Source organism: Acinetobacter lwoffii, from assembly GCF_024129685.1.
Taxonomy (GTDB): Bacteria; Pseudomonadota; Gammaproteobacteria; order Pseudomonadales; family Moraxellaceae; genus Acinetobacter; species Acinetobacter lwoffii_X.
This window is the reverse complement of record NZ_JAMXXL010000010.1, coordinates 41,017-64,596: the sequence shown is the minus strand read 5'-3', so window position 1 is coordinate 64,596 and position 23,580 is coordinate 41,017. Positions and strand designations below refer to the sequence as shown.

23 protein-coding genes are annotated in these 23,580 nt (G+C 46.3%); 20 read left to right on the top strand and 3 right to left on the bottom strand.

The genetic code is table 11. The features are described from left to right. Positions 1–32: 32 nt before the first annotated feature. The 13 genes from paaA (at position 33) to NI464_RS06860 (ending at position 12,005) form a co-directional block, all read left to right on the top strand. Complete coding sequence (paaA, locus tag NI464_RS06920) at positions 33–977, top strand: 1,2-phenylacetyl-CoA epoxidase subunit PaaA (protein ID WP_100328957.1); 945 nt, start codon at positions 33–35, stop codon at positions 975–977. A 31-nt stretch (positions 978–1,008) separates the two neighbouring features. Then, positions 1,009–1,299 carry a 1,2-phenylacetyl-CoA epoxidase subunit PaaB gene (gene paaB / locus NI464_RS06915; RefSeq protein ID WP_004279183.1) on the top strand — a complete coding sequence of 97 codons (291 nt, stop codon included), beginning with the start codon at positions 1,009–1,011 and terminating at the stop codon, positions 1,297–1,299. Positions 1,300–1,316: 17 nt separating this feature from the next. After that, entirely contained in the window at positions 1,317–2,072 is a 756-nt protein-coding gene (gene paaC, locus NI464_RS06910; RefSeq protein WP_253138027.1) for a 1,2-phenylacetyl-CoA epoxidase subunit PaaC, read from the top strand. 28 nt (positions 2,073–2,100) lie between these two features. After that, entirely contained in the window at positions 2,101–2,601 is a 501-nt protein-coding gene (paaD, locus tag NI464_RS06905) for a 1,2-phenylacetyl-CoA epoxidase subunit PaaD (protein ID WP_074384102.1), read from the top strand. 75 nt (positions 2,602–2,676) lie between these two features. Continuing rightward, positions 2,677–3,735, top strand: a complete 1,059-nt coding sequence (locus NI464_RS06900) for a 2Fe-2S iron-sulfur cluster-binding protein (protein WP_253138026.1) — start codon at positions 2,677–2,679, stop codon at positions 3,733–3,735. A 40-nt stretch (positions 3,736–3,775) separates the two neighbouring features. Beyond that, positions 3,776–4,546, top strand: a complete 771-nt coding sequence (locus NI464_RS06895) for an enoyl-CoA hydratase-related protein (RefSeq protein ID WP_253138025.1) — start codon at positions 3,776–3,778, stop codon at positions 4,544–4,546. After that, positions 4,546–5,337, top strand: a complete 792-nt coding sequence (gene paaG / locus NI464_RS06890) for a 2-(1,2-epoxy-1,2-dihydrophenyl)acetyl-CoA isomerase PaaG (protein WP_004279188.1) — start codon at positions 4,546–4,548, stop codon at positions 5,335–5,337. The genes NI464_RS06895 and paaG overlap by 1 nt, the downstream gene beginning before the upstream one ends. Positions 5,338–5,340: 3 nt before the next feature. Further along, positions 5,341–6,894 carry a 3-hydroxyacyl-CoA dehydrogenase gene (locus tag NI464_RS06885; protein WP_253138024.1) on the top strand — a complete coding sequence of 518 codons (1,554 nt, stop codon included), beginning with the start codon at positions 5,341–5,343 and terminating at the stop codon, positions 6,892–6,894. A gap of 11 nt (positions 6,895–6,905) precedes the next feature. Then, positions 6,906–8,117: a 3-oxoadipyl-CoA thiolase gene (gene pcaF / locus NI464_RS06880; protein ID WP_253138023.1), complete on the top strand. Its 1,212-nt coding sequence runs from the start codon at positions 6,906–6,908 to the stop codon at positions 8,115–8,117. Between the two features lie 60 nt (positions 8,118–8,177). Further along, positions 8,178–9,470 carry a phenylacetate--CoA ligase PaaK gene (paaK, locus tag NI464_RS06875; RefSeq protein ID WP_253138022.1) on the top strand — a complete coding sequence of 431 codons (1,293 nt, stop codon included), beginning with the start codon at positions 8,178–8,180 and terminating at the stop codon, positions 9,468–9,470. Positions 9,471–9,533: 63 nt separating this feature from the next. Further along, on the top strand, positions 9,534–10,472 hold the full coding sequence (gene paaX / locus NI464_RS06870; RefSeq protein ID WP_004279192.1) for a phenylacetic acid degradation operon negative regulatory protein PaaX: 939 nt from the start codon (positions 9,534–9,536) through the stop codon (positions 10,470–10,472). 31 nt (positions 10,473–10,503) lie between these two features. After that, on the top strand, positions 10,504–11,112 hold the full coding sequence (locus tag NI464_RS06865; protein WP_191112318.1) for a DapH/DapD/GlmU-related protein: 609 nt from the start codon (positions 10,504–10,506) through the stop codon (positions 11,110–11,112). A gap of 131 nt (positions 11,113–11,243) precedes the next feature. Further along, positions 11,244–12,005, top strand: a complete 762-nt coding sequence (locus tag NI464_RS06860; RefSeq protein ID WP_253138021.1) for a class I SAM-dependent methyltransferase — start codon at positions 11,244–11,246, stop codon at positions 12,003–12,005. 60 nt (positions 12,006–12,065) lie between these two features. Here NI464_RS06860 and NI464_RS06855 read toward each other — a convergent pair whose 3' ends face one another. After that, positions 12,066–12,875, bottom strand: coding sequence for a cytochrome C assembly family protein (locus NI464_RS06855; RefSeq protein WP_004730673.1), 810 nt, complete (start codon positions 12,873–12,875; stop codon positions 12,066–12,068). Between the two features lie 138 nt (positions 12,876–13,013). Here NI464_RS06855 and ffh point away from each other — a divergent pair, with 138 nt between their 5' ends. From ffh to NI464_RS06840, 3 genes are all read left to right on the top strand, one after another. Next, positions 13,014–14,420: a signal recognition particle protein gene (gene ffh, locus NI464_RS06850; RefSeq protein WP_005247147.1), complete on the top strand. Its 1,407-nt coding sequence runs from the start codon at positions 13,014–13,016 to the stop codon at positions 14,418–14,420. A gap of 152 nt (positions 14,421–14,572) precedes the next feature. After that, on the top strand, positions 14,573–15,139 hold the full coding sequence (locus NI464_RS06845; RefSeq protein ID WP_004279197.1) for an RBBP9/YdeN family alpha/beta hydrolase: 567 nt from the start codon (positions 14,573–14,575) through the stop codon (positions 15,137–15,139). A gap of 144 nt (positions 15,140–15,283) precedes the next feature. Beyond that, a complete protein-coding gene (locus NI464_RS06840) occupies positions 15,284–15,889 on the top strand; it encodes an RBBP9/YdeN family alpha/beta hydrolase (RefSeq protein WP_253138019.1) in 606 nt (201 codons plus the stop codon). On the opposite strand, the gene NI464_RS06835 is transcribed toward NI464_RS06840, so the two are convergent. Next, positions 15,843–16,583, bottom strand: a complete 741-nt coding sequence (locus tag NI464_RS06835; protein ID WP_253138017.1) for a type III pantothenate kinase — start codon at positions 16,581–16,583, stop codon at positions 15,843–15,845. The genes NI464_RS06840 and NI464_RS06835 overlap by 47 nt on opposite strands. 14 nt (positions 16,584–16,597) lie before the next feature. Next, positions 16,598–17,353, bottom strand: coding sequence for a biotin--[acetyl-CoA-carboxylase] ligase (locus NI464_RS06830; RefSeq protein WP_071851432.1), 756 nt, complete (start codon positions 17,351–17,353; stop codon positions 16,598–16,600). Positions 17,354–17,380: 27 nt separating this feature from the next. Here NI464_RS06830 and NI464_RS06825 point away from each other — a divergent pair, with 27 nt between their 5' ends. The 4 genes from NI464_RS06825 (at position 17,381) to NI464_RS06810 (ending at position 23,511) form a co-directional block, all read left to right on the top strand. Further along, positions 17,381–18,184, top strand: coding sequence for a sulfite exporter TauE/SafE family protein (locus NI464_RS06825; protein ID WP_005104854.1), 804 nt, complete (start codon positions 17,381–17,383; stop codon positions 18,182–18,184). A gap of 200 nt (positions 18,185–18,384) precedes the next feature. Further along, positions 18,385–19,080: a GntR family transcriptional regulator gene (locus NI464_RS06820; RefSeq protein WP_004279202.1), complete on the top strand. Its 696-nt coding sequence runs from the start codon at positions 18,385–18,387 to the stop codon at positions 19,078–19,080. Between the two features lie 11 nt (positions 19,081–19,091). Further along, positions 19,092–22,544 carry a chromosome segregation protein SMC gene (gene smc / locus NI464_RS06815; protein WP_253138046.1) on the top strand — a complete coding sequence of 1,151 codons (3,453 nt, stop codon included), beginning with the start codon at positions 19,092–19,094 and terminating at the stop codon, positions 22,542–22,544. Between the two features lies 1 nt (position 22,545). Next, entirely contained in the window at positions 22,546–23,511 is a 966-nt protein-coding gene (locus NI464_RS06810; RefSeq protein WP_253138016.1) for a cell division protein ZipA C-terminal FtsZ-binding domain-containing protein, read from the top strand. The last annotated feature ends 69 nt before the right edge of the window (positions 23,512–23,580 follow it).

Genomic DNA, 23,580 nt, shown 5'->3' with positions numbered 1-23,580 from the left:
GTGTATCAACACTTGGGATAAGTGAGGGAACAATGAATAATCAACAACAAATCTTCGATCAAAAGATTGAAAAGGATATTTCCATCGAGCCGAAGGACTGGATGCCGGATGCTTATCGTAAGACCTTGATTCGTCAGATTGGTCAGCATGCACACTCTGAAGTGGTGGGCATGTTGCCGGAAGGCAACTGGATTACCCGTGCACCGACCTTGAAGCGTAAAGCTGTGCTGATGGCAAAAGTTCAGGACGAAGCCGGTCATGCTTTGTATCTGTACAGTGCTGCAGAAACCTTGGGTGCGGATCGTGACGACATGATGGATAAGCTGATTGCCGGTCGCATGAAATATTCTTCAATTTTCAACTATCCAACCCTGAGCTGGGCCGATGTTGCCGCGATTGGCTGGCTGGTAGATGGTGCAGCAATTGTCAATCAGGTTGCGCTGTGCCGTACATCTTATGGTCCTTATGCCCGCGCTATGGTGCGTGTGTGTAAAGAAGAAAGTTTCCATCAGCGTCAGGGCTTTGAAGCCATGATGGAATTGGCCAATGGTACGCCGGAACAAAAGCAGATGGCACAGGATGCAGTGAACCGTTTCTGGTGGCCGGCACTGATGATGTTTGGTCCAAGTGATGATAATTCACCGAATAGTGCACAAAGCATGCAGTGGAAAATTAAATTATTCAGCAACGATGATTTACGTCAGAAATTTGTCGATAACACTGTATCGCAAGTCTTGCAGCTGGGTTTAACCGTTCCCGATCCAGACCTTAAATTCAATGAAGCAACCGGACATTATGAATTTGGTGAAATCAATTGGGATGAGTTCTTTGCGATTCTTGCAGGCAAGGGACCGTGTAACCATGAGCGTATTGAAGCACGCCGCAAAGCTTGGGAAGGCGGTAAGTGGGTACGTGATTCAGCAGCAGTCTATGCGCAAAAACAGCAGCAACAGTCAGCAGCACAAAAAGTTGCTTAAAACAGTTTGATCAATATAGGGAAATTTGCTCATGAATAACAAAAACAACTGGTCACTTTATGAAGTGTTTGTGCGTAGTAAACAGGGTCTGAGTCACCGTCATGTTGGCAGCCTGCGTGCGCCAGATGAGGAGGTCGCACTACAAAATGCCCGCGATGTGTATACCCGCCGCAATGAAGGGATCAGTATCTGGGTGGTGAAATCTGAATTGATTACCTCTTCCCAGCCAGATGAAAAAGCAGAATTTTTTGAACCGGCTTTGGACAAGGTCTATCGCCATCCAACCTTTTATAACATTCCAGCTGGCATCGAGCACATGTAAAGGGAAAGGTGAAGATTATGACAAATCAAGTATTGGCAGAATTTCTTTTACATGTGGGCGACAGTCAACTGGTGTTGTCGCATCGTTTGGCAGAATGGTGTGGCCATGCCCCTGAACTGGAACTGGATATTGCCTTGGCCAATATCGGACTGGATTTATTGGGTCAGGCACGTACTGCCCTCAGTCTGGCCGGTGAAGTGGAAGGACAGGGCCGTGATGAAGACAAACTGGCATATTTCCGCACCGAACGTGAATACCGTAATTTGCTGCTGTGTGAACAGCCGAATGGTGATTTTGCCCAGACTTTGGTGCGCCAGTGGTTGATGGATCACTACCACGCTTTATTGTTTAGCGCCTTAAGTCACAGTCAGCATGCTGAACTAGCTGCTTTTGCAGTGAAGTCACTCAAAGAAGTGAAATATCACCAGCGTTTTTCCACCACCTGGATGGAGCGCCTAAGTTTAGGTACAGCAGAAGCCCACGAGAAAACCCAGCAAGGTTTAAACCAGTTATGGCGTTTTACCGAAGAGCTTTTTGTCCTGACGGCTGATGAAAGACAGCTAGTCGATAGCGGAGTCATTCCAGAGATTGAACATTTAAAAGCCCAGTGGCTGGAGACCATTACAGCCGAGTTAGTGCGATTTGAATTAAGCCTGCCAGAGCTGGGTGCTTATCGTAGTGGGGCTAAACAAGGTTTACATACAGAACATCTCGGTTTTGTTTTGGCTGAACTGCAATACATGCAGCGCTCATATCCAAACATGAACTGGTAATTCGGCACAATCACAGGGAGTGAGTCGCATGAATCTGATTCGACACGTAGAAGATCAATGTTGGGACGTTTTGCAGCAGGTTTCTGATCCAGAGATTCCGGTATTGTCAGTGATTGATCTAGGTATGATTCGTGGCGTCGAGCTGAATCAGCAGGATGAAATTGTGGTGCGACTCACGCCGACCTACAGCGGCTGTCCAGCCACAGATATATTAAAAGCAGAAATTACCCAGGCTTTCGAGGCGAACAGTTTGACGCCGGTCAAAGTCATTGTGGACCTGTCTGAAGCCTGGACCACGGACTGGATGAGTGAATCGGGCAAACACAAATTACAGCAATATGGTATTGCCCCGCCGCAAGGCCAGTCACATAGCTGTGGTACGCATGTGGCATTGACCGATGGCATCACCTGTCCACAGTGCTTAAGTAACAACAGCAAATTATTAAGTGAATTCGGTTCGACCGCCTGTAAAGCTTTATATCAATGTCGGGACTGCTTAGAAACTTTTGACTATTTCAAATGTATTTAATTGTAACGATTGCGCGGTGGGCAGGGTAAACCAATAACAAGCCTGAACACCGCCACCTAAAAGAAGGATTTTGCCATGAGCCAATTTATACCGTTAACCATTAAATCGATTCAGCCACAAACCGAGCAGGCGATCTGCATTGCCTTTGATCTCGCGCCTGAGCAGTTGGATGCTTTCCAATATCAGCCGGGGCAGCACCTGACCATTCGTCATTTAACCGATGACGGCGAGCTGCGCCGCTGTTACTCCATTTGTAGTGATACTCAGGAAGACATGAGTATTGCGATTAAAAAAATTGATCAGGGTCAGTTTTCAACCTGGGCCAATGCGCATCTCAAAGCGGGTGATGTTTTAGAAGTCATGCCACCGCAAGGGGTGTTCTTTCAGAAAGCCGCCAAGGCCGGTGGCCAGAATTATCTAGGCTTTGCAGCAGGCAGTGGCATTACGCCAATCTTGTCGATTGTAAAGTCGGTGCTGAACCGTCAAGCAGAAGCCACATTTACTTTGGTCTATGGCAATCGTTCTTGGAAACAGACCATGTTTTCTGAACAGATCATGGACCTGAAAGACCGTTTTAAAGAGCGTCTGCAACTGGTAAATATTTTTTCACGTGAACTGAATGACAGTGACATCTTTAATGGTCGGATTGATGCAGACAAATTGCAACAGCTGTTTCAGGCCAATCTGATTTCTGCTGAAGCCGATCACTGTTTCGCTTGCGGTCCGGAAGAAATGATGGCAGCGGTCGAAACGGTATTACCGACTTGGGGAATTCAGCGCAGCAAAATTCATACCGAACGTTTTAATACCGGTACTGCACCACGAGCAACCGCACAGCAGATGGAAAGCCGCAGTGAAGAACGCGTCAATATCATCCTCGATGGTCGCGAGTTGATTGTGGAAGTCTCCAAACAGGATGACAGTATTTTAGATGCTGCACTACGTGCCGGAGCAGACCTGCCATATGCCTGTAAGGGCGGCGTCTGTGCCACCTGTAAATGTAAGGTGTTAGAAGGGCAGGTTGAAATGGCGGTGAATTACAGTCTGGCAGAAGATGAAATCCAGAAAGGCTATGTGCTCAGTTGTCAGGCACGTCCAACCACGGCCAATGTACGTCTGAGTTTTGATGAATAACAGCTGAATTTACAGCACTGAGCACAGCAGGAGTTCAAGGATGACCTATATTAAAACCAGCTCACCAAAACCCGGCGTAGTCCTGATTGAGCTGAATCGCCCGGAAAAGCGCAATGCCTTAAACAATGCCACCTTGCAAAACATTGCAGCTTGTTTACAGGACTTGGAAGCAGATGCTGCCGTGAAAGCCGTGGTCATTACCGGAAATACGCAATGCTTTGCTGCCGGTGCTGATTTAAATGAGCTGGCGCAGTTAGATGTGGTCAGCATCCAGCAAGACCAACGCCCACTGCTCTGGAAAAAAATTGATGAATTTTCCAAGCCTTTAATCATGGCCGTAAATGGTTATGCTTTTGGTGCAGGTTTCGAGTTGGCTTTGCATGGTGACATGGTGCTGACCGGAGAAAATGCCCAGTTTGCCTTACCTGAAATCGGTTTAGGTATGTTGCCGGGTGCCGGTGGAACCCAGCGTCTGGCCCGTCTGGTCGGTCAGCAATTAACGATGCGCTGGGCCATGACTGGTGAAATGATTTCGGCACAAACAGCCTTGCAACATGGCATTAGTAGCCAGGTTTGTCCGGCAGGATTGACCGTGCAATACGCACTGGAACTAGCAGAAAAAATTGCCAAGCAGGCACCGCTGGCCATTCGTGCCATCAAGCAATCTTTAAAGTCGATTCATGAAGTGACTTTAAGTCAGGGACTGAAACTTGAACGTCAACATTTTGTCTGGCTGGCGGCGACCCAAGATCGCCAGGAAGGCATCAATGCATTTTTACAAAAAAGAAAACCAGAATTTAGAGGTGTGTAATGGATTATCAAACAATTATTGTCGAAGAAAAAAATGCAGTGGGCTACCTGACCTTTAACCGTCCAAAACAGCTCAACAGCTTTAATGAAACCATGCATCAGGAAGTTTCCAAGGTCATCAAGGCCTGGGCTAAAGATAGCCAGATTCGTGCCGTGGTGATTTCAGCCGAAGGCCGCGGTTTCTGTGCCGGTCAGGATCTGAATGACCGTGTGGTCGATCCGAATGCCGATGCACCGGACTTAGGCCTATCGATTGAAAAATATTACAACCCTTTGATCAAGCTGATTACCGAAATGCCTAAACCGGTGATTTGTGCCGTGAATGGAGTAGCAGCAGGGGCAGGTGCCAATATTGCCCTGGCGTGTGACATTGTGGTGGCAGCAAAATCGGCTTCCTTTATTCAGGCCTTTTGCCGTCTTGGTTTGGTGCCAGATTCAGGCGGTACCTGGTTCCTACCGCGTCTGGTCGGCCGTGCTCAGGCGATGGGCCTAGCGATGCTCGGCGATAAAATTCCGGCTGAGCGTGCAGTACAACTGGGCATGATCTGGCAGGTGGTTGAAGATGAGCAACTGCAAGCAGAAGCGAAAAAATTGGCGGAGCATCTGGCTCAGCAACCGACCTATGGTCTGTCCCTGATCAAAAAAGCCATTCATGCCGCAGCAGAAAACAATTTGGATGAGCAGCTCATTCTGGAACGTGACCTGCAACGTCTGGCTGGACGTTCAAGCGATTATAAGGAAGGTGTACAAGCCTTTATGCAGAAGCGTACCCCTGAATATAAAGGATGCTAAATCATGCAACAGATCAATTTGGGACAAGTCAAAGTTGCTGTGGTCGGTGCTGGAACCATGGGGATTGGCATTGCACAACTGGCAGCCATGCACGGGCATCCGACCTATGTGTTTGATCTCGATCGCAGCAAAGTTCAGAGTGCCTTGACTGCTTTAGAGGCGCAGCTGAGCAAGCGCGTACAAAATGGCAAAATGACCCAGCAATTGCTGGAGAGTACCTTCGCCAATCTGATTGTTGCAGAGGACATTCAGCAGCTTGCCGATGCGGGCTTAATTATTGAAGCCATTGTTGAAAAGAAAGAAGTGAAGCAAAACCTGTTTCAACAGCTGGCTGCCATTTGCCCGGAACAGACGATTTTTGCGTCTAATACTTCTTCAATTTCCATTACCGCAATTGCCTCGGCGATTCCACATCCCGAGCGAGTGATTGGCCTGCATTTTTTTAATCCGGCCCCAGTGATGAAACTGGTCGAGATTATCCGCGGACTGAAAACTTCAGCAGTCATTGCCGATGCTGTATTTGATCTAATGAAGCACTGGAACAAGGTTCCGGTACGAGCCAAATCGACACCCGGTTTTATCGTCAATCGTGTCGCACGACCGTATTATGCCGAAGCCTTTCGTGCCTTGCAGGAAAATGCTACCACACCCGAACAGCTCGATTACATCATGCGCGAATGTGGCCGTTTTGCCATGGGACCGTGTGAACTCACCGACCTGATTGGTCAGGATGTGAATTTCTCGGTCACGCAAAGTGTCTATCAGGAATTTTTCTATGAGCCACGCTACCGCTCATCCTTGATTCAAAAAGAGCTGGTCGATGCCGGCTGTTATGGTCGCAAGTCCGGTCAGGGTTTTTATGATTATACGCAGTCCCAGCCTGCACCTGTATATGAATTGCCAGTGTGTTATGCCAAGTCGCTGAATAAGCTCAAAGTCACGATAAAAGGTGAATGGCTGCATTCAGCAGCACTGATTGAACGTTTAAAACAGGCCTCTCATGTGGAGCTGAGTTTTCAGGCGGCAGAACAGAATGAAATCCTGATTGGTGATCTTTCCCTGCGATTATCGCTCGGCGAGTCGGTTGAACTGGCTTATCCGCATGAGCCTGTGGTGTTGATGGATTGGCATGCAGATTGGGAAAATGCCCAATCGATTCCAGTCGTTGCATCACCAGCATGTAGTGCTGAACAACGCCAGGCAGTGGAGCTATTCCTCATAGGTATGGATATGATACCTATTTGGTCTAAGGATCATCCCGGTCTTTATGTTATACGTAGTATTGCCATGTTGGTGAATGAAGCCTGTGAAGCGGTACTGCATGATATCGCATCAGAACAAGATGTTGATTCTGCTATGAAATATGGCGTGAATTATCCTTGTGGTCCATTCGGATGGGCAGATAAAATTGGATATTACACAATTTTACAAATTTTAGAAAATATGTATCGTATTTATGGTGAAGACCGCTATAGAACTAGTATATATTTAGCAAAGAAAGCGGTGCAGGGATATGCACAGAAAACTCAGCAGCAACCATTACGTGTTGCTGGCTAAAAGGAAGAATCATGGAACAGGTTTATATTTTTGATGGAATTCGCACCCCAATCGGACGCTATGCCGGTGGACTGAGCAGCATTCGTGCTGATGATCTGGCAGCGCTACCGGTTCAATATCTGAAAGATCAGCATCCGGCCTTGCCATGGGCAGAACTGGATGAAGTGATCCTAGGCTGTGCCAATCAGGCCGGTGAAGATAACCGCAACGTGGCGCGTATGGCTGCTTTACTCGCAGGGTTGCCTGAATCTGTTTCAGCACTGACCGTAAACCGTTTATGTGCCTCAGGTCTGGATGCCATTGGACTGGCAGCCCGTGCCATCAAATCGGGTGAGGCTCAATTTATTTTGGCGGGTGGCGTAGAATCCATGAGCCGAGCGCCTTTTGTGCAATCCAAACCTACAACTGCCTTTAGCCGTACCCCTGAAATTTATGACACCACCATTGGCTGGCGTTTTATCAACCCAAAATTTAAAGCACAGTTTGGCATCGATAGCATGCCGGAAACTGCCGAAAACGTCGCTGAAAAGTATCAGATTAGCCGTGCAGACCAAGACCTGTTTGCCTATCACAGCCATCAGAAAACCGCAGTAGCGCAGCAAAAAGGTATTTTTGCCGAAGAAATTCTGCCAGTCGAGGTTAAAGGTCCGAAGAAAACCACTCTGACCATTTCCCAAGACGAGCACCCGTGTGCAGAAACGACGCTGGATAATCTGGCAGCCTTGAAAACCCCATTTCGTAAAGAAGGCGGTTCAGTCACCGCTGGTAATGCTTCGGGTGTTAATGACGGGGCGGCTTGCGTATTACTCGGCAATCAGCAGTTTGCTGAGCAGTATGGTTTGCGCCCGAAAGCTAAAGTGATTGGAATGGCCAGTGCCGGTGTGGAAGCCAAATATATGGGCATTGGGCCGGTGCCAGCAGTACATAAAGTGCTGAAACAGACTGGACTCAGTCTGGAACAGATGGACGTGATTGAGCTGAATGAAGCTTTTGCTGCGCAGTCACTGGCCGTGATTCGTGAACTCGGCTTGCAAGACGATGATTCCAGAATTAACCCGAATGGCGGTGCCATCGCCTTGGGTCATCCGCTGGGTATGAGTGGCACCCGTCTGGTGATCACGGCCATGAAAGAACTAAAACGCCGTAAAGGCAAATATGCACTCTGCACCATGTGTGTCGGTGTGGGTCAAGGTGTGGCACTGGTTTTAGAAAATATGGATTAAACATATCATTCAATCAATGAATTAAACCGTGGTCAGGAAGACTGCGTCAGGAGTAAGAATATGAATAACAATGCAATGGAAAAAATTGAAAAAGTATCGGTTGATGAGCTACGCAGTGTTCAGCTACAGCGTATGAAAAAGACTCTGCAGCATGCTTATCAGAATAGCTCGGTTTATAAAAAGAAATTTGATGATGCTGGCGTGCATCCAGACGATTTTAACTCTCTGGAAGACCTGGCCAAATTCCCGTTTACCACCAAACAGGATTTACGCGATAACTATCCGTTTGGCATGTTCGCTGTGCCACAGGAACAGATTGTGCGTGTGCACGCCTCTTCTGGCACCACCGGTCAGCCGACTGTGGTTGGTTATACCCAAAATGATATTAATGTCTGGTCAGATGTGGTGGCGCGTTCATTACGTGCAGCCGGCTTGAGCAGTAAAGATATCATCCAGGTGTCTTACGGTTATGGTCTGTTTACGGGCGGTCTAGGCGCGCATTATGGCGTTGAACGCTTGGGTGCAACCGTGATCCCAATGTCTGGCGGACAAACTGATAAACAGGCGCAACTGATTCATGACTTTAAACCGACAGCACTGATGGTTACGCCATCTTATTGCCTGAATATTATTGAAGCGCTTGAAAAGAAATTTGGCACAGCCAAAAACTGCTCGATCAAAACCGGTGTGTTTGGTGCAGAGCCATGGACCAATGAAATGCGCAAGGAAATCGAAGAGCGTCTGGGCATTGATGCACTGGATATTTATGGTTTATCAGAAGTCATGGGACCCGGTGTCGCGATGGAATGTCTGGAATCCAAAGATGGCCCAACCATTTGGGAAGATCATTTCTATCCTGAAATTATTCATCCTGAAACCGGTGAAGTGCTGCCAGATGGCGAACTGGGTGAACTGGTATTTACCACCATTACTAAAGAAGGCATGCCGGTAATCCGTTACCGTACCCGTGATCTGACCTGTTTATTGCCAGGCACGGCACGCACCATGCGCCGTATGGACAAGATTGTCGGCCGTAGTGATGACATGATGATTATCCGTGGGGTGAATGTCTTCCCATCACAGATTGAAGAGCAGATTTTACAAATCCAGCAACTCATCCCAAACTATCAGATTGAGATTTGCAAACAAGGACATCTGGATACATTGCATATCCGTACCGAAATGCGTAAAGATAGCAGTGACATTATGGCGCATCAGCTGGCAACTCAGCTGAAAAGCCAGATTAAAACCATGGTCGGAATCACCGTAAGTGTCGAAGTGCTGCCAGAAGGAAGTCTGCCACGCTCTGAAGGTAAGGCACAGCGCGTTTTTGATATCCGCAAGTCTGCATGAAGTACTATTGGATGATAGCCAAATGGTCTATCATCCAGTTTCTATAAGGTAAAGTTAAACGCAATGAATCCGAAATTAAAACAAATAATTGATGACTTTATTCAAACTGAAGCACTCAGCGGAACCTCATTAATCATGACCATCTTCGGTGACTGTATTTTTCACCGCGGTGGCATCATCAGTCTGGCCAGCCTGATTCAGCTCATGGATGTCTTCGGATTTAATGAACGATCGGTACGGACCGCTGTATTCCGTCTGGTCCAAAATGGCTGGCTGATGTCTGAAAAAATTGGTCGCACCAGCTATTACCGCGTGACCGAAAGCAGCCGCCAGCGTTTTATTATGGCGGATCAAAAAATTTATAGTTTTCAGCACACTGAATGGGATCAGAAATGGGATCTGGTGCTACTCAGTTCAGTGGAACTGGAAAATAAACTGGTTCTAAAAAAAGAACTGGAATGGCTGGGCTTTGCCAATATCGCCACCAATGTCATGGCCTATCCGGGTTGTGATCATCAGAAACTGCAAAACCTGCTGCTGAACCTGAAAATGACCGATCAGGTGGTGGTATTTAAGGCTGAAACCTTGCAGCTCTGGCAGGAATCCTATCCAACTGTAAAACGTATGGTTGCCACCAACTGGCCGGTACAGGAGCTGCATCAGCGCTATGAAAAATTCATTGCAGATTTCCGGGAATTCTTTCATCTGGTGGAACAGGAAGATGAGCTGGATCCGGTTCAGGCCTTTCAGTTGCGTATTTTGCTGATTCATCAATTCCGCCGGATTTTATTAAAAGATCCGAATCTGCCTTTTGAATTATTGCCATCCAACTGGCTTTCCCTGAATGCCCGTAATCTGAGCAGTAATTTATATCAAACGGTGGTTGCGGCAGGGGATGAGTTCTTTATGGAGATCGCCCGAACTTCGGAAGGTTCGATGCCGCCGGTACATCCACAATTTTATAAACGTTTTGGCGGTTTGCGACTGGAAGCCGTTAGCTAATCTAATTCTGCATTTTTAAAGGAATAAAATAATGCCGTGTTATGCCATTGATGGGGTGATTCCTGTGGTCAGCCCTCACGCTTATGTGCATCCGCAAGCCGTTCTGATCGGGGATGTAGTGATTGAAGAGGGCGTATATATCGGGCCTTTCGCTACTTTAAGAGCCGACTTCGGCGGGATTCACATCCAGAAAAATGCCAATGTTCAAGATTCCTGTACCATCCATGGCTTTCCCGGTAGCGTCACGCTGGTCGAAGAGTATGGCCATATCGGACACGGCGCGATTTTACATGGCTGTATCATTCGTAAAAATGTACTGGTCGGCATGAACAGCGTGATTCTTGATGAAGCCGAGATTGGTGAAAATACCATTGTTGGTGCTAATAGTACGGTTAAAGCCAAGGCCCAAATTCCGGAAAATTCATTGGTACTCGGTAGTCCAGCACGGGTCATCCGTCCCCTGGACACCAAAGAAATTGCTTGGAAAAGCAAAGGGACACAAGAATATATTCAGCTGACAGAGCGCTGTCTTTCCTCAATGCAGGAGGTCAGTCCTTTAACAGAAGTCTCCACAGACCGGCTCAGTTACAAAGCGTTTAAGGCAGATTATCAGATCAAGCAGAATAGCTTAAATGACTAAGTTAAGAACATGATTCTATTAAATAGATGAATTCTGCATTTTAAAAACAGGAAGTAACTGAAACCAAATTCCAACTGCATTCCCTGACCGTCTATTTAGACTGAAATAAAACTGGTCTGGAAAGCATATATATGGAAAATAGGGAATTTAAAGATCATTTCTCCCAGCAGTCACAGGACTATGCTTTGTTTCGTCCGCATTATCCGGATGCATTGGGAAAGCTATTGGCAGAGCTGTCACCAGGTACTAAATTGGCTGTAGATGTCGGCTGTGGTTCTGGACAGCTTTCAGAAGTTTTGGCGAATTACTTTGATCAGGTGCTTGCTATTGATGCGAGTGCTGAACAGCTTGCCCAAGCCAAACCGCATCCAAAAATTCAGTATGGTCAGGCACTCGCTGAAAAGATTCCGTGTGCTGACCAGAGTGTTGATCTGATTTCGGTGGCTCAAGCAGCGCATTGGCTCGATCTGGAAAAATTTTACGCAGAAGTTCGCCGGATTGCTAAACCCAATGCCATTCTGGCTTTAATTAGCTATGGCGTATTCAGTGTGGATGAGCCCCATCTGAATCATTATTTTAAGCATTTTTATGAAGTCACGCTTGCACCGTACTGGCCACCTGAACGTCGCCATGTAGATGAAGGATATAAAAATTTACCATTTCCATTTCAGGAAATTGCGACTCAGCCACCGGTATTGCAGGTTGAATGGAATTTTTATCAGTTAATTGATTATATGAGTACTTGGTCAGCCGTGAAAGCAGCAACTCAAGCACTCGGACATAATCCATTAAATGTACTGGCAGATGCCTTATTGCCAGAATGGGAAGATCCAGAATTGCCCAGAGTCATTCGCTGGCCATTATCAGTGCGTGCGGGGCGTATAATCGTTTAAAAAAATATTAGAGCTAGAATCTGTTTATTGAACAATGAATTGAATATTCACGGCTCAGAATTATCGCCCTAGAATCATTTCCAGCACAAATTTAGAACCAATAAAACCCAGTGCCAGCAAGCCAAAACCGAGTAGGGTAAAGCGCACAGCTTTTTGGCCACGCCAGCCAAACTTCCAGTGTCCAATTAATAGTGAACCGTAAACAAGCCAGGAAATGATACTGAACGCCGTTTTATGTGCCAGATGCTGAGCAAAGAAATTGTCGATAGTAAAAAAGCCAAAGCCCAAAGCGAGGGTAAGTAAAACAAAACCGGTCATCAGCATATCAAACAGCAATGATTCCATGTCTTGATAAGAGGGTAGCAAACTGACCCAAACGCGGCGTTTTTGCTTCTTTTTCAGCTCACGATCCTGAAAGCGTAAAATTACGGCCTGAATGGTCGCCATGAGCAATACCGCATAAGCAGACAAAGACAGGATAATATGAATATCCAGACCCAAAGAGTTTTGTGTGATGATTTTTGCAGGCTGAGTAAACGCAAAGCCAAGAATTAATCCGGTCGCAGCCACCGGAATCCCGATCAGGTTCAGGGCAATAATCGGACGATAAGTGCTGTAAATAATGCTGAGTAACAGCATCAGACCAGAGGTAAAGGAAAACAGGGCAAAGACATCATAATTGATGCCCAGCGGGGTATGCATATCGCCATATAAAACCAGCGCATGCAAGCCCAGTCCAAGCAGTGCGGTTAGCGAGACAAACCATTGATTAGGAGCACGTTTAGACATTAAATGAATGAACAGATACCAGAAGGAAGCGGTGTAAGCGACTAATGCTAAGATCGTATAAACCAAGGGGAGGCTAACCATGTCAAACCTTTTTAAGGGTGATGAATATTCATTTATATAAATTCGCTGCGAACTACAGTATCCTATAGCATTCTATGCATAAATTTTCTATTTTAAGAAACAATTTTTTGCTCATGGCTATTTTAAGCGGATTTTGCAATGTTTGATACCTTAACAGAACGACTCACGCAGAGTTTAAGAAATGTTACTGGCTCAGGGCAGCTAACCGAAGACAATATTAAAGATACGTTACGTGAAGTGCGTATGGCGCTTCTTGAGGCCGATGTTGCGTTACCTGTAACTCGTGAATTCATCGCGAAAGTTAAGGAAGAAGCATTGGGCCAGGAAGTGATGACTCAGTTATCTCCTGGGCAGGCTTTTGTCAAAATCGTTCATGACGAATTGACCAAAATGATGGGCGAGGCCAATGAAAGCCTCGACCTCGCTGCAAAACCACCTGTGGTTGTCCTGCTGGCAGGCTTGCAGGGTGCAGGTAAAACAACAACTGCAGCGAAACTTGCACGCTTCTTACAAGAACGTCAAAAGAAAAAAGTCGCGATGGTCTCTGCCGATGTGTATCGTCCGGCTGCGATCAAACAGCTACAGACTGTCGCAGGTGAAGTCGGTGCGATTTTCCTAGAATCCAGCGCAGACGAAAAACCGATTACGATTGTGAATCGCGCGATTGAACAGGCAAAAATCCAGTTTGCCGATGTACTGATTGTCGATACGGCAGGCCGTTTGCATATCGATGATGACATGATGGGTGAAATCAAAGAGCTGCATGCAGCGATAAACCCGACTGAAACCCTGTTCGTGGTCGATGCCATGACCGGTCAGGATGCGGCAAACACCGCCAAAGCATTCAACGATGCCTTGCCTTTAACTGGTGTGATCCTGACCAAAACTGATGGTGATGCGCGCGGTGGTGCGGCATTGTCAGTACGCGCGATTACCGGTAAGCCAATCAAATTCTTGGGTATGGGTGAGAAACTCGATGCCTTGGAGCCATTCCATCCTGAGCGTGTCGCACAGCGTATTTTGGGTATGGGTGATGTACTTTCTTTGGTTGAAGAACTTGAACGCAAGGTCGACAAAGAAAAAGCCGAAAAAATGGCGAAAAAACTGCAAAAAGGCGGCAGCTTCAACTTTGAAGACATGTTGATGCAGTTTGAGCAGATGAACAAGATGGGCGGCATGATGGGCTTCCTGGACAAGCTTCCTGGCATGAGCAATGCCGGTCTGCAAGATGCGTTGGCGCAAGCCAATCCTGAAAAGCAGGTCAAGAAAATGGAAGCGATTATCCAGTCAATGACCTTGAAAGAGCGTCGTAATCCGGACTTGATGAACCCAAGCCGTAAAAAACGTATCGCAGCAGGTTGTGGTATGGAAGTGGCAGAAGTCAACAAGCTGATCAAGCAACATGCCCAAATGGCCAAGATGATGAAAAAATTTGCCAATCCATCCGGTATGGCAAAAATGATGAAGTCACTCGGCGGCTTGCAGAAACAGTTTGGCGGCGGCGGTGGTATGGGGCCATTGTTCGGCGGCAATGACAAGAAATAAGTTTTGTTTTAAAAAAAGGCGCAATATGCGCCTTTTTTTATTGCGAATAAATTAGTCAAACCGGTTTAAACAAAACAACATTTACTTACCCAAAATAAAAATCCGATCAGGCAGACTCGGGAATATCAGCACAAAATAAAGAGAAATTTCAAATGAACCAAGTAATTGTCGTACATGGTTATACTGCAAGCCCGGAAGAAAACTGGTACCCATGGATTCAGGAAAAAGCCCAACAGGAAAATGTTAGTTTAAAAGTCCTCCGGCTGGATCCATCAACTACACCGACACTGGACACCTGGGATCAGCAAATGCGTGAACAGATTGATGCAATTGATGAGGACAGTATTTTTATTGCACATAGCTTGGGAACTGTAGCCGCATTACATTACTTATCCAGAGAATTAAAACAGCAGAAAATTCAGCAACTGGTATTGATCGCGGGATTTAATGGCCGGCTGGGTCGTCTGGATGAAGTAAACCCTTTTATTGATGCCGCTGAAATCAATTTTGATTTACTCAAACAACAGGTTGCAGAGCGTGTGGTGATCTACTCCGAAGGAGATGACCGGGTTGCACCAGAATTTAGTCTGGAACAGGCGGACAGTCTGGATGCCATTGTGGTGAATGCCAAGCATCACGGACATTTTATTGATTCTCAAGGCTGTACTGATTTGCCAGAACTCTGGAAAGTAATCGAACCTTATCTGATTAAATCTTAAATTTAGGCATGTTATTGTATTCGCTAAATTTAAAAATTTAACATGAGATGGTGTTCAAAAAGGCACTTGAATTCCATCTCCAGACTGGTTAAAACTTATTTTTTGTCGACGCAATTTGCGTTCAATGATAATAAGTAAATCACTATGAAAAATATAATAAAGAAAGTCTATATCGTGCCGGATTATCAGGCGACCTCCAATGATCACTGGTACCCTTGGTTCAGTCGCCAGCTTAAAAATGCCGGTTTTGAGTCTAAACGGATTATGCTGGCCAACCCTTTTCAGCCTGATTTAGAAGAGTGGCAGCAGAATCTGAAACTGCACATTCCGCACATGGATGAACATACCTTTTTAGTTGCACATGGCCTGAGTTGCGTCAGTGTTTTAAACTTTTTACAGGAACATTATATTCAGCAGCAACGCAAGATCGGCGGGGTAATTCTGGTCTCAGCCTTTGATACGCCTTTGGTGGCCTGGTCAGAACTGAATAAAATACTGCAGGCTGTGCGACTCGATCTGAAAAACTTACCGTATAGCTATAAACGTGCGGTGATGCTGATCTCCAGTAATGATCCCTATGTGCCTGCACCGGTTTCCTTGCGTTTAGCCCATAGCTTGAATGCACAAATTTTTGAGATCAAAAAAGCCGGACATTTTAATAAGGCTGATGGCTTTGCCGATTTTCCGCAATTGCTGGACATTATCAAACAGTGTCTGGCAAATGAGCTGCAAAATGCTGCAGGCCTTTAAGTAAAAGATCAGGTTCAATCCGGGGATGGTGATGGCTGAGATGCTGCGCAAACAGTGGAGCATCTCCACCGGTTAAAACCAGCTGTGCTGGGAAATCATGCAGGACTTTTTCAATGGTGCTGAGCAGACCCAGCAGAATGCCATGATGCACAGCATCTAGGGTATTGCGGCCAGGATTAAGTTCAGAGAAAGCGGCATCTGGAATTTTAATGCCTTTGGTATTCTGAATTAGGGAATCACGTTGCAAGTATAGATTTGGCAGAATAAAACCGCCCAAATGTTGTTGCCCTTGCGCCAAATCAATAGTCAGCGCCGTACCGCAACTAATCACACAATAATTTTCATGCGCTTGCGTCGCCACTGCAAGTACCTGTAACCAGCGGTCAATCCCCAGTTGCGAAGGTTCATCATAGCCACAGATCAGACCGGCATATTCTGCTTGTACCTGAGCAAAAATCACTGGAATATGTAGACTTTCTAAAATGCTGAGAATACGCTCATTATTGATTTTATCTTGGACAGAAGATAATCCAACCTGATGCAAGCCCAGCGCTTTGAAATGCTGGATCAGGCCAAGTAACAAATCAGCAGGAGACTGTAAATGTAATTCTGCTGCCTGTTCAATAATCTGATCATGCTCGGTAATCCAGTATTTAAGCCGGGTATTGCCGATATCCAACCATAATTTTTTCATTGCTGTATGCCTGTTCATCCACCGTGTTGAAGGCGGAGCTGTCCCTGATAAAAGGTCTGGATTCCCTGATCGGTCAAAATCTTGACTGCACCATCATCCTGAATCCCGAGAAAAGTACCGGAATATTGCCCTTGCACGTCAGTAAATTCAACCGTTTGTTGCATAAATGCAGCCGATCGATTGAAACGCGCCGCCAGGTTTTGACTGCCATAATTAAACCATTGCCCGGCTTGCTGAATCGCCAGATATAACTGGGCAATCAGCTCGACTCTTGAGGTATGTGATAATCCCAACTCGTTCAAGGAGCTAACCTGCTGATCTGGAAGGTCAGTGGGCAGAGGATCGATATTTAAACCTACACCGACCACCACCTGTGTAGATGAAATCGGCTCGACCAGAATGCCGCCCCATTTTCCGTGCAGGCTATACAGGTCATTCGGCCATTTCACCTGTAATTCCAGGCCTTTTAGACTGGGCATTTGCAGGATATTTAACGCAATTTCTAGCGCCAGACGACCATCGATGGGTTTTTGTGTATGCAGCAATGTGCTTAAATAGATGTTCCCTTCAGGTGAAATCCACTGACGTTGACGCTGTCCACGGCCTTGGGTCTGCACATGACTGCATACCAGAACCTGCTGTACCCCCTTCATTGCCAATTCGCGCACATCATCATTGGTCGATGTAGTAATCGGTTTGATGAGTAATACTTCCGGGAGTTGGCCTGCATCGCTTAATCGTTGTTGCAGTTCACGAGTTTCTACATCCATTTGAATCTAAACGTGGTAAATATCGTTATGGAGTTAATCATATATTTATTGATTGGTGCAATTGCCGGATTCACCGCAGGCCTGTTTGGGGTCGGCGGTGGTTTGATTATTGTGCCCATCCTCTACATTGTTTTTACCCAGCTCCAGTACGATCCCAGCGTGATTATGCATATGGCGGTGGGCACTTCCTTGGCAACAATTATTGTGACTTCTATCAGCTCGGTCATGGCGCATCATCAACGAGGGGCAGTGCTATGGCCCGTATTTCGTAATCTGGCACCCGGCCTGGTCATTGGCTCATTCTTAGGAGCTGGAATTGCAGATTATTTATCGGGCCAAGGTCTGCAATTGCTGATTGGCTTCTTTGCAGTCTGGATTGCATTCAGAATGTTTAGAGGCGCACATTATCAGGTTGATCCGAATCAGAAATTGCCTTCAGCCGCATTACAGCTGGCAGCGGGTGGCGGCATTGGCGTGGCATCGGCCATATTCGGGATTGGCGGGGGAAGTCTGACCGTTCCGTTTCTGAATCGCAGCGGGATCGTGATGCAAAAAGCAGTGGCGACCTCTGCGGCTTGTGGATTGCCGATTGCAGTTGCAGGTGCGCTGGGTTTTATCTGGTTCGGTAAACAGGCGCAGGTCACCGTACCGAATACTATTGGCTATATTCATATTTATGCCTTTATTGGGATCAGCATGATGAGTTTTTTCACTGCCAAGCTGGGCGCAAAAGTGGCACATCTGCTTTCACCGGCCGTATTAAAAAAATGTTTTGCTGCACTACTGACCACCGTCGGCCTGTATTTTATTTATCAAGGGTTTATGGCCTGATTTAAACCTTTTCGGTTGGACTGATGTACCGTATAAGGAGAATAGCTCACTATTCTCCTTTTTTATGGGCCTAAGTTGGCTATATAGACATAAGATTGTCTGACAATGTCAAAGTATTTATGGATAAAAACCCGTTTAATAGCAACATAGTCCAAATAAAGGGCTAAACCAGTATCCATAAAAATAAAGACAGGAACGGTATGCCATTAGAACAAGCGCACAGTTTGTCTGAGCAGATTGCCAAGCACATTAGCGAACAGATTATTCGCGGTGAACTGGTCGAAGGCGAACGTATACAGGAACTCAGGATTGCCTCAGAGCTTGATGTCAGTCGGGGTTCGGTTCGTGAAGCCCTGCTTTTGCTGGAACGCACCCAGCTGATTGAAATTTTCCCGCGCCGTGGGGCGATTGTCTCGGAAATGTCGGCCTTGCAGGTGCGTGCCTTATTTGACATGACCTCATTATTGCTCGGGCAAATGGTGTATCGCATGGCGGAAACCTGGCGGGTGCATGAAGCTGAGCGCATTCAGCTATTATTAGAGCAATTGGAAGCAGAAACTCGCCAAGGACACACTGAAAAGTTTTATGATCTGATCTTTCAGGGCATGGCCCAGCAGCATGAGATGGTGGGGAATCCTTATCTGATGCGCTACTATCAGGAACTGCTGCCATCTTTACGTCGGAGCTATTTTCTGACCCTGAATATTTCCAGACGCGAGTTACAGGAATCTTTTGACTTATTTAAACTGGTCACTGAAGCAATTTTGATACGAAAAAGCCATCAGGCCACTTTATTTATGGAAGATTTTTGTCGACACTTGCGCAACCTTGTGTTGGAATCTCTGACACGGATGAAACAAATTGAACTCGCGTGGGCCAGACGCTCACGACGTTAAATCAGGACATTATGCGTTTAAGCAGTTTAAAACTTTCAGGCTTTAAATCTTTTGCCGACAGTACCACTTTGCATTTTAAAGATAATCGTACTGCGGTCGTGGGACCGAATGGTTGTGGTAAATCTAACGTCATTGATGCCATACGCTGGGTCATGGGCGAGTCCAGTGCGCGCCAGCTGCGTGGTGGCAGCATGCAGGACGTCATCTTTACCGGAACTGCGAAACGTAAACCGGTGGGCATGGCCAGTGTAGAACTGCGCTTTGACAATACCTATGGCAAGCTGGGCGGTGCTTATAATGCCTATAATGAACTGGCAGTACGCCGTCAGGTCAACCGCGATGGCAAGTCCGAATATTTCCTGAATGGCAGCAAATGCCGTCGTCGTGATATTACCGATATTTTCCTTGGTACCGGTCTTGGGCCACGTTCTTATGCGATTATCGAGCAGGGCATGATCAACCGTCTGGTCGATGCCAAGCCAGATGAAATGCGGGTTTATATTGAAGAAGCCGCGGGTGTATCACGCTATCAGGCGCGTCGCCGTGAAACGATGCTGCATCTGGATCACACCACACAAAACCTGTCGCGTCTGGAAGATATCGCCTCCGAACTGAAATCCCAGCTAAAAACCCTGAAACGTCAGTCGGAAAGTGCGATTCAATATAAAGAACTGGAAGGACAGATCCGTACCATCAAGATCGAAATTCTGTCTTTTCAATGTGAGCAAAGCCAGCGTTTACAGGAAGAATATACCCTTGAGATGAATACGCTCGGGGAAAACTTTAAGCTGGTACGTTCCGAACTGACCACCGTTGAACATGATTTGGGCAGCACCAGTGAACTGTTCCAGCGTCTGATTCAGCAATCCACTCCTTTGCAAAGCGAATGGCAACAGGCCGAGAAAAAACTGGCTGAACTGGAAATGACCCTGCAACAAAAGCAGTCTTTGCTGGAGCAGAATTCCACCAGTCTGATCAAGTTGGAACAGCAAAAAGTCCAAACCAAAGAGCGTTTGCAGTTGATTGAACTGCAACTCGAAACCTTGCAGCAGCAACTTGAAGATCAGCAGGCACAATTGCAGCAGCAAGATGGCCAGAGTCAGGCGCAAAGCCAAAACTTGACTGAGCTCAAAGCTCAACATAGCACTGTGGCAGCGCAATTTACCCAGATCAAAACCCAGGTCGAACAGCAGCAACAGCGTAAATTACAGATGTTGGCTCAAAGCGAGCAACTGGCAAAGAATATTGAGCGGATTGAACAGCAGAAACAGACGCTCCAACAGCAAAGTGCACAGATTCAGCAACAGGCGCAGCAAGATGAGCTGGATCAGTATCAGGCAGACAAAGCCCAAGCTGAACAGCAAATCGTTGGCTATGAAATTCAATTAACAGATTTAAGAACTCAATTCGAGCAGATGCAGGCAGAGCAGGCGAACCATCAGCAGCGCTTGATGCAGCTCAAATCTGAAATTCAGGTGCTTCATTCAGAAAAGAAAAACCTGAGTCAATTGCTGACCAAAGCTAACTCAAATACCAAGAGTAATGCGGTACAGCTGATGCATGTACTTAAGCTCAGTGATGCAGGCAAAGGACATGCCAGCCTGATCGAAAAGTTTTTGGCCAAGTGGCTGTCTGCCCAGATTCTGGCAGAGGGCGAGCACTTCCTTGAAGATTGTGCGCGTCAGTTAAAGCAACAGGCTGTTCATACTAAAATTCAGATAGCCAATACGATGTGTCTGGCCGACTGGATTGAATCTCCACATTATTCACTGTGGCAACAAGTCGCGGTCGTAGATACATTAACGCAAGCATTACCGCTTCAAACTGAGCTATTACAAGGCCAGACATTACTGAGTTTAGATGGCTATCATGTTGGATCGGACTGGGTCATTGCACTGGACTATGATGAAGCCAGTCAGGCCGGACAAGGTGCATTGAGTCATCGAATGCGTCTGGATGAAATCGAGCAGCAGCTTGCGGAACTTGAACCTAAGTTTATGCAGCTGGAGCAGCAGTTACCTGAATTCGCCGATCAGGTTAAAGCTTTGCAAAGCCGGATTCAAAGCATCAGTGAGCAGCACAAGCATACCCAAAAGCAGCTGCAGCAACTCGATGTCAATATTGCTAAAGTACAAAGTAGTGCGCAGGCTTTTGCATTGCAAAAGCAGCAATTACAGCATCAGTTACAACAACTGGATGAGCAGCTTGAAGAAGATGCCATGCAGAAAGATGATCTGGAAATTGATCTGCATGCCTTGAATATCAAACTGGAACAGGCGCTACCAAATTATAAAACCCTGCAATTCCAGCTAGAAGAATTGAGTGCTCAGCTGGATGACTCACAGCAGCTCAATCAGCAAGCGCAGCAGGAACTGGAAGTGTTGCGCCGGCAAAATGTGCAAAGCCAGCAGCAGATTGAATTACTGGAAAAAGATCAGGTTTTCCTAAAAGAACAGTCTCAGCAAATTACTGCACAAATCGAACAAGCCAAAAAGTTTGTCGATCCGGTACAGCTGGAATTACCTGCTTTACAGAGCCAGTTCAATGAACAGGCGCAGATCACTGAAAAGCTGCAAAAGACCTGGGCCGACTGGCAGATTGAATTAAATCAGGTGCAGAGCAAACAGCAGCAGCTGACCGAACAGCGTCACAGCTTCCAGCAGCAGGATGAAAAACTCCGCACTACACTGGAAGAAAAACGTCTGGCCTGGCAGGCAGCCAAATCTGATTTGCAGCATTATTCTGAACAACTGAAAGAATTGAATAGTGAAGTAATTTCCGGGCTCGATATTGATGTTAAAGCACATCAGGCGAAACTGGAAAAAGCTCAGGCTCAGTTTGATAAACTCGGTGCAGTCAATCTGGCGGCTTCTGAAGAATATGAAGAAGTGTCAAAACGTTATGAGGAACTGAGTCATCAGATGCAGGATCTGGAAAATACGGTTGAACAGCTACAGGCTGCAATGAAAAGTATTGACCAGGAAACCCGTAAACTGTTTATGCACACGTTTGATCAGGTCAATGCTGAACTGCAAAACCTGTTCCCGAAAGTCTTTGAAGGTGGTGAGGCGAGTTTAAGCCTTGAAGATGGCTGGCAGTCGGGGGTAAAACTGATGGCCCGACCACCGGGTAAACGAAACAGCTCATTGGCCTTACTCTCGGGTGGAGAAAAGGCTTTAACTGCATTAGCATTGGTCTTCGCGATTTTTCGCTTAAATCCGGCACCATTTTGTGTACTGGATGAAGTCGATGCACCGCTGGATGATGCCAATGTGGGACGCTTTTGTAATTTAGTCAAAGAGCTTTCTGAACACGTGCAATTTATTTATATTACCCATAACAAACTTGCAATGATGATGGCGACTGATCTTTTGGGTGTAACCATGCCTGAACCGGGAACATCAAAATTAGTGACAGTTAATTTGGAACAGGCAAAAGAATACGGCCTAGCTGCGGAGGTATAATATGGAAATCACCACCATTATCGGGATTGTTATCGCAATTGTGATTATGCTGTTTGGTATAAGAATGCTGTTCAAAAAACCTGTAGAGGCTGTACCTTCACTGGATGCCAACCTGCATATCGACCCGGATAGCCAGACACCGATCATTCCAAGGCATGTACGTTCTCAATTGGCACAACAGGATGTCGAATCTGATCGTATCGAGCCAAGCCTGAGTGTAGATGAACCGGCTCCTGAAAAACCTTCAGTATTTCACAAGGCTGAATCAACTCCAGTTGAGCCGACAGCGGTCGAAACTCTTGCAGTTGTCCCGTCAACAGAAGCTGAAGGAGTGGCAAAGTCAGTAGGAACGGCAGCAGATATTCCGCAAGTAAAAGCAGAGAGGGAGAATAGCCAGACTGAAACCAAGGAAGAAACGCCTGAATTCAGCCTGAACAGCAACATCGAAAAAGCAGAAATTTCTGAATTTAATGATGAAAGCAGTATTCTGGATGCACATCTGCATGAGCAAAAAATAGTGGATGAAGAAAGTGCTTTGTCCAATGCTGAAACCATTATTTCTTTGCATATCTATCCACAAGGCCGTGTACTTTCGGGTGATAAAACCTTGAAGGTTTTATTGAAATATGGCCTGCGTTATGGTGAATTGGCCTGTTTCCACCGTTATAGTGAAGATGGTTCAAAACTGCTGTTTTCGGTATTGCAAATGACCGATACCGGAATGGAAGGCTTTGATCTGGAAACCCTGTCGACTCAGGAAGTGAAAGGTCTGGCATTCTTCCTGGCTTTACCGCATAGCGATGTACAAAATGCGTTTGATACCATGGACAGTATTTCACGTCTGATTGCCCGTGAAGTGGACGGTCTGGTCTATGACCAGAATCAACAGGAATTTACTCCACAATTACGTGAATTCTGGCGCCATCAGGCAATTGATTATCGTGCTGGACAAGGGACGGAAGTTTAAGGCTGCTTTGTTCAATCTCCAAGTTGAATCTGTAGACTGCAATTTTTATAATAGCCAAAAGCTGAATAT

Coding starts and splice junctions, on each gene's coding strand:
- paaX (WP_004279192.1), top strand. CDS start 9,534: ATGAATCCGAAATTAAAACAAATAATTGATGACTTTATTCAAACTGAA.
- paaC (WP_253138027.1), top strand. CDS start 1,317: ATGACAAATCAAGTATTGGCAGAATTTCTTTTACATGTGGGCGACAGT.
- NI464_RS06825 (WP_005104854.1), top strand. CDS start 17,381: ATGGAGTTAATCATATATTTATTGATTGGTGCAATTGCCGGATTCACC.
- NI464_RS06845 (WP_004279197.1), top strand. CDS start 14,573: ATGAACCAAGTAATTGTCGTACATGGTTATACTGCAAGCCCGGAAGAA.
- NI464_RS06835 (WP_253138017.1), bottom strand. CDS start 16,583: ATGAAAAAATTATGGTTGGATATCGGCAATACCCGGCTTAAATACTGG.
- NI464_RS06810 (WP_253138016.1), top strand. CDS start 22,546: ATGGAAATCACCACCATTATCGGGATTGTTATCGCAATTGTGATTATG.
- NI464_RS06885 (WP_253138024.1), top strand. CDS start 5,341: ATGCAACAGATCAATTTGGGACAAGTCAAAGTTGCTGTGGTCGGTGCT.
- paaD (WP_074384102.1), top strand. CDS start 2,101: ATGAATCTGATTCGACACGTAGAAGATCAATGTTGGGACGTTTTGCAG.
- NI464_RS06855 (WP_004730673.1), bottom strand. CDS start 12,875: ATGGTTAGCCTCCCCTTGGTTTATACGATCTTAGCATTAGTCGCTTAC.
- NI464_RS06895 (WP_253138025.1), top strand. CDS start 3,776: ATGACCTATATTAAAACCAGCTCACCAAAACCCGGCGTAGTCCTGATT.
- NI464_RS06900 (WP_253138026.1), top strand. CDS start 2,677: ATGAGCCAATTTATACCGTTAACCATTAAATCGATTCAGCCACAAACC.
- paaA (WP_100328957.1), top strand. CDS start 33: ATGAATAATCAACAACAAATCTTCGATCAAAAGATTGAAAAGGATATT.
- paaG (WP_004279188.1), top strand. CDS start 4,546: ATGGATTATCAAACAATTATTGTCGAAGAAAAAAATGCAGTGGGCTAC.
- paaB (WP_004279183.1), top strand. CDS start 1,009: ATGAATAACAAAAACAACTGGTCACTTTATGAAGTGTTTGTGCGTAGT.
- pcaF (WP_253138023.1), top strand. CDS start 6,906: ATGGAACAGGTTTATATTTTTGATGGAATTCGCACCCCAATCGGACGC.
- NI464_RS06820 (WP_004279202.1), top strand. CDS start 18,385: ATGCCATTAGAACAAGCGCACAGTTTGTCTGAGCAGATTGCCAAGCAC.
- NI464_RS06840 (WP_253138019.1), top strand. CDS start 15,284: ATGAAAAATATAATAAAGAAAGTCTATATCGTGCCGGATTATCAGGCG.
- NI464_RS06860 (WP_253138021.1), top strand. CDS start 11,244: ATGGAAAATAGGGAATTTAAAGATCATTTCTCCCAGCAGTCACAGGAC.
- NI464_RS06865 (WP_191112318.1), top strand. CDS start 10,504: ATGCCGTGTTATGCCATTGATGGGGTGATTCCTGTGGTCAGCCCTCAC.
- paaK (WP_253138022.1), top strand. CDS start 8,178: ATGAATAACAATGCAATGGAAAAAATTGAAAAAGTATCGGTTGATGAG.
- NI464_RS06830 (WP_071851432.1), bottom strand. CDS start 17,353: ATGGATGTAGAAACTCGTGAACTGCAACAACGATTAAGCGATGCAGGC.
- ffh (WP_005247147.1), top strand. CDS start 13,014: ATGTTTGATACCTTAACAGAACGACTCACGCAGAGTTTAAGAAATGTT.
- smc (WP_253138046.1), top strand. CDS start 19,092: ATGCGTTTAAGCAGTTTAAAACTTTCAGGCTTTAAATCTTTTGCCGAC.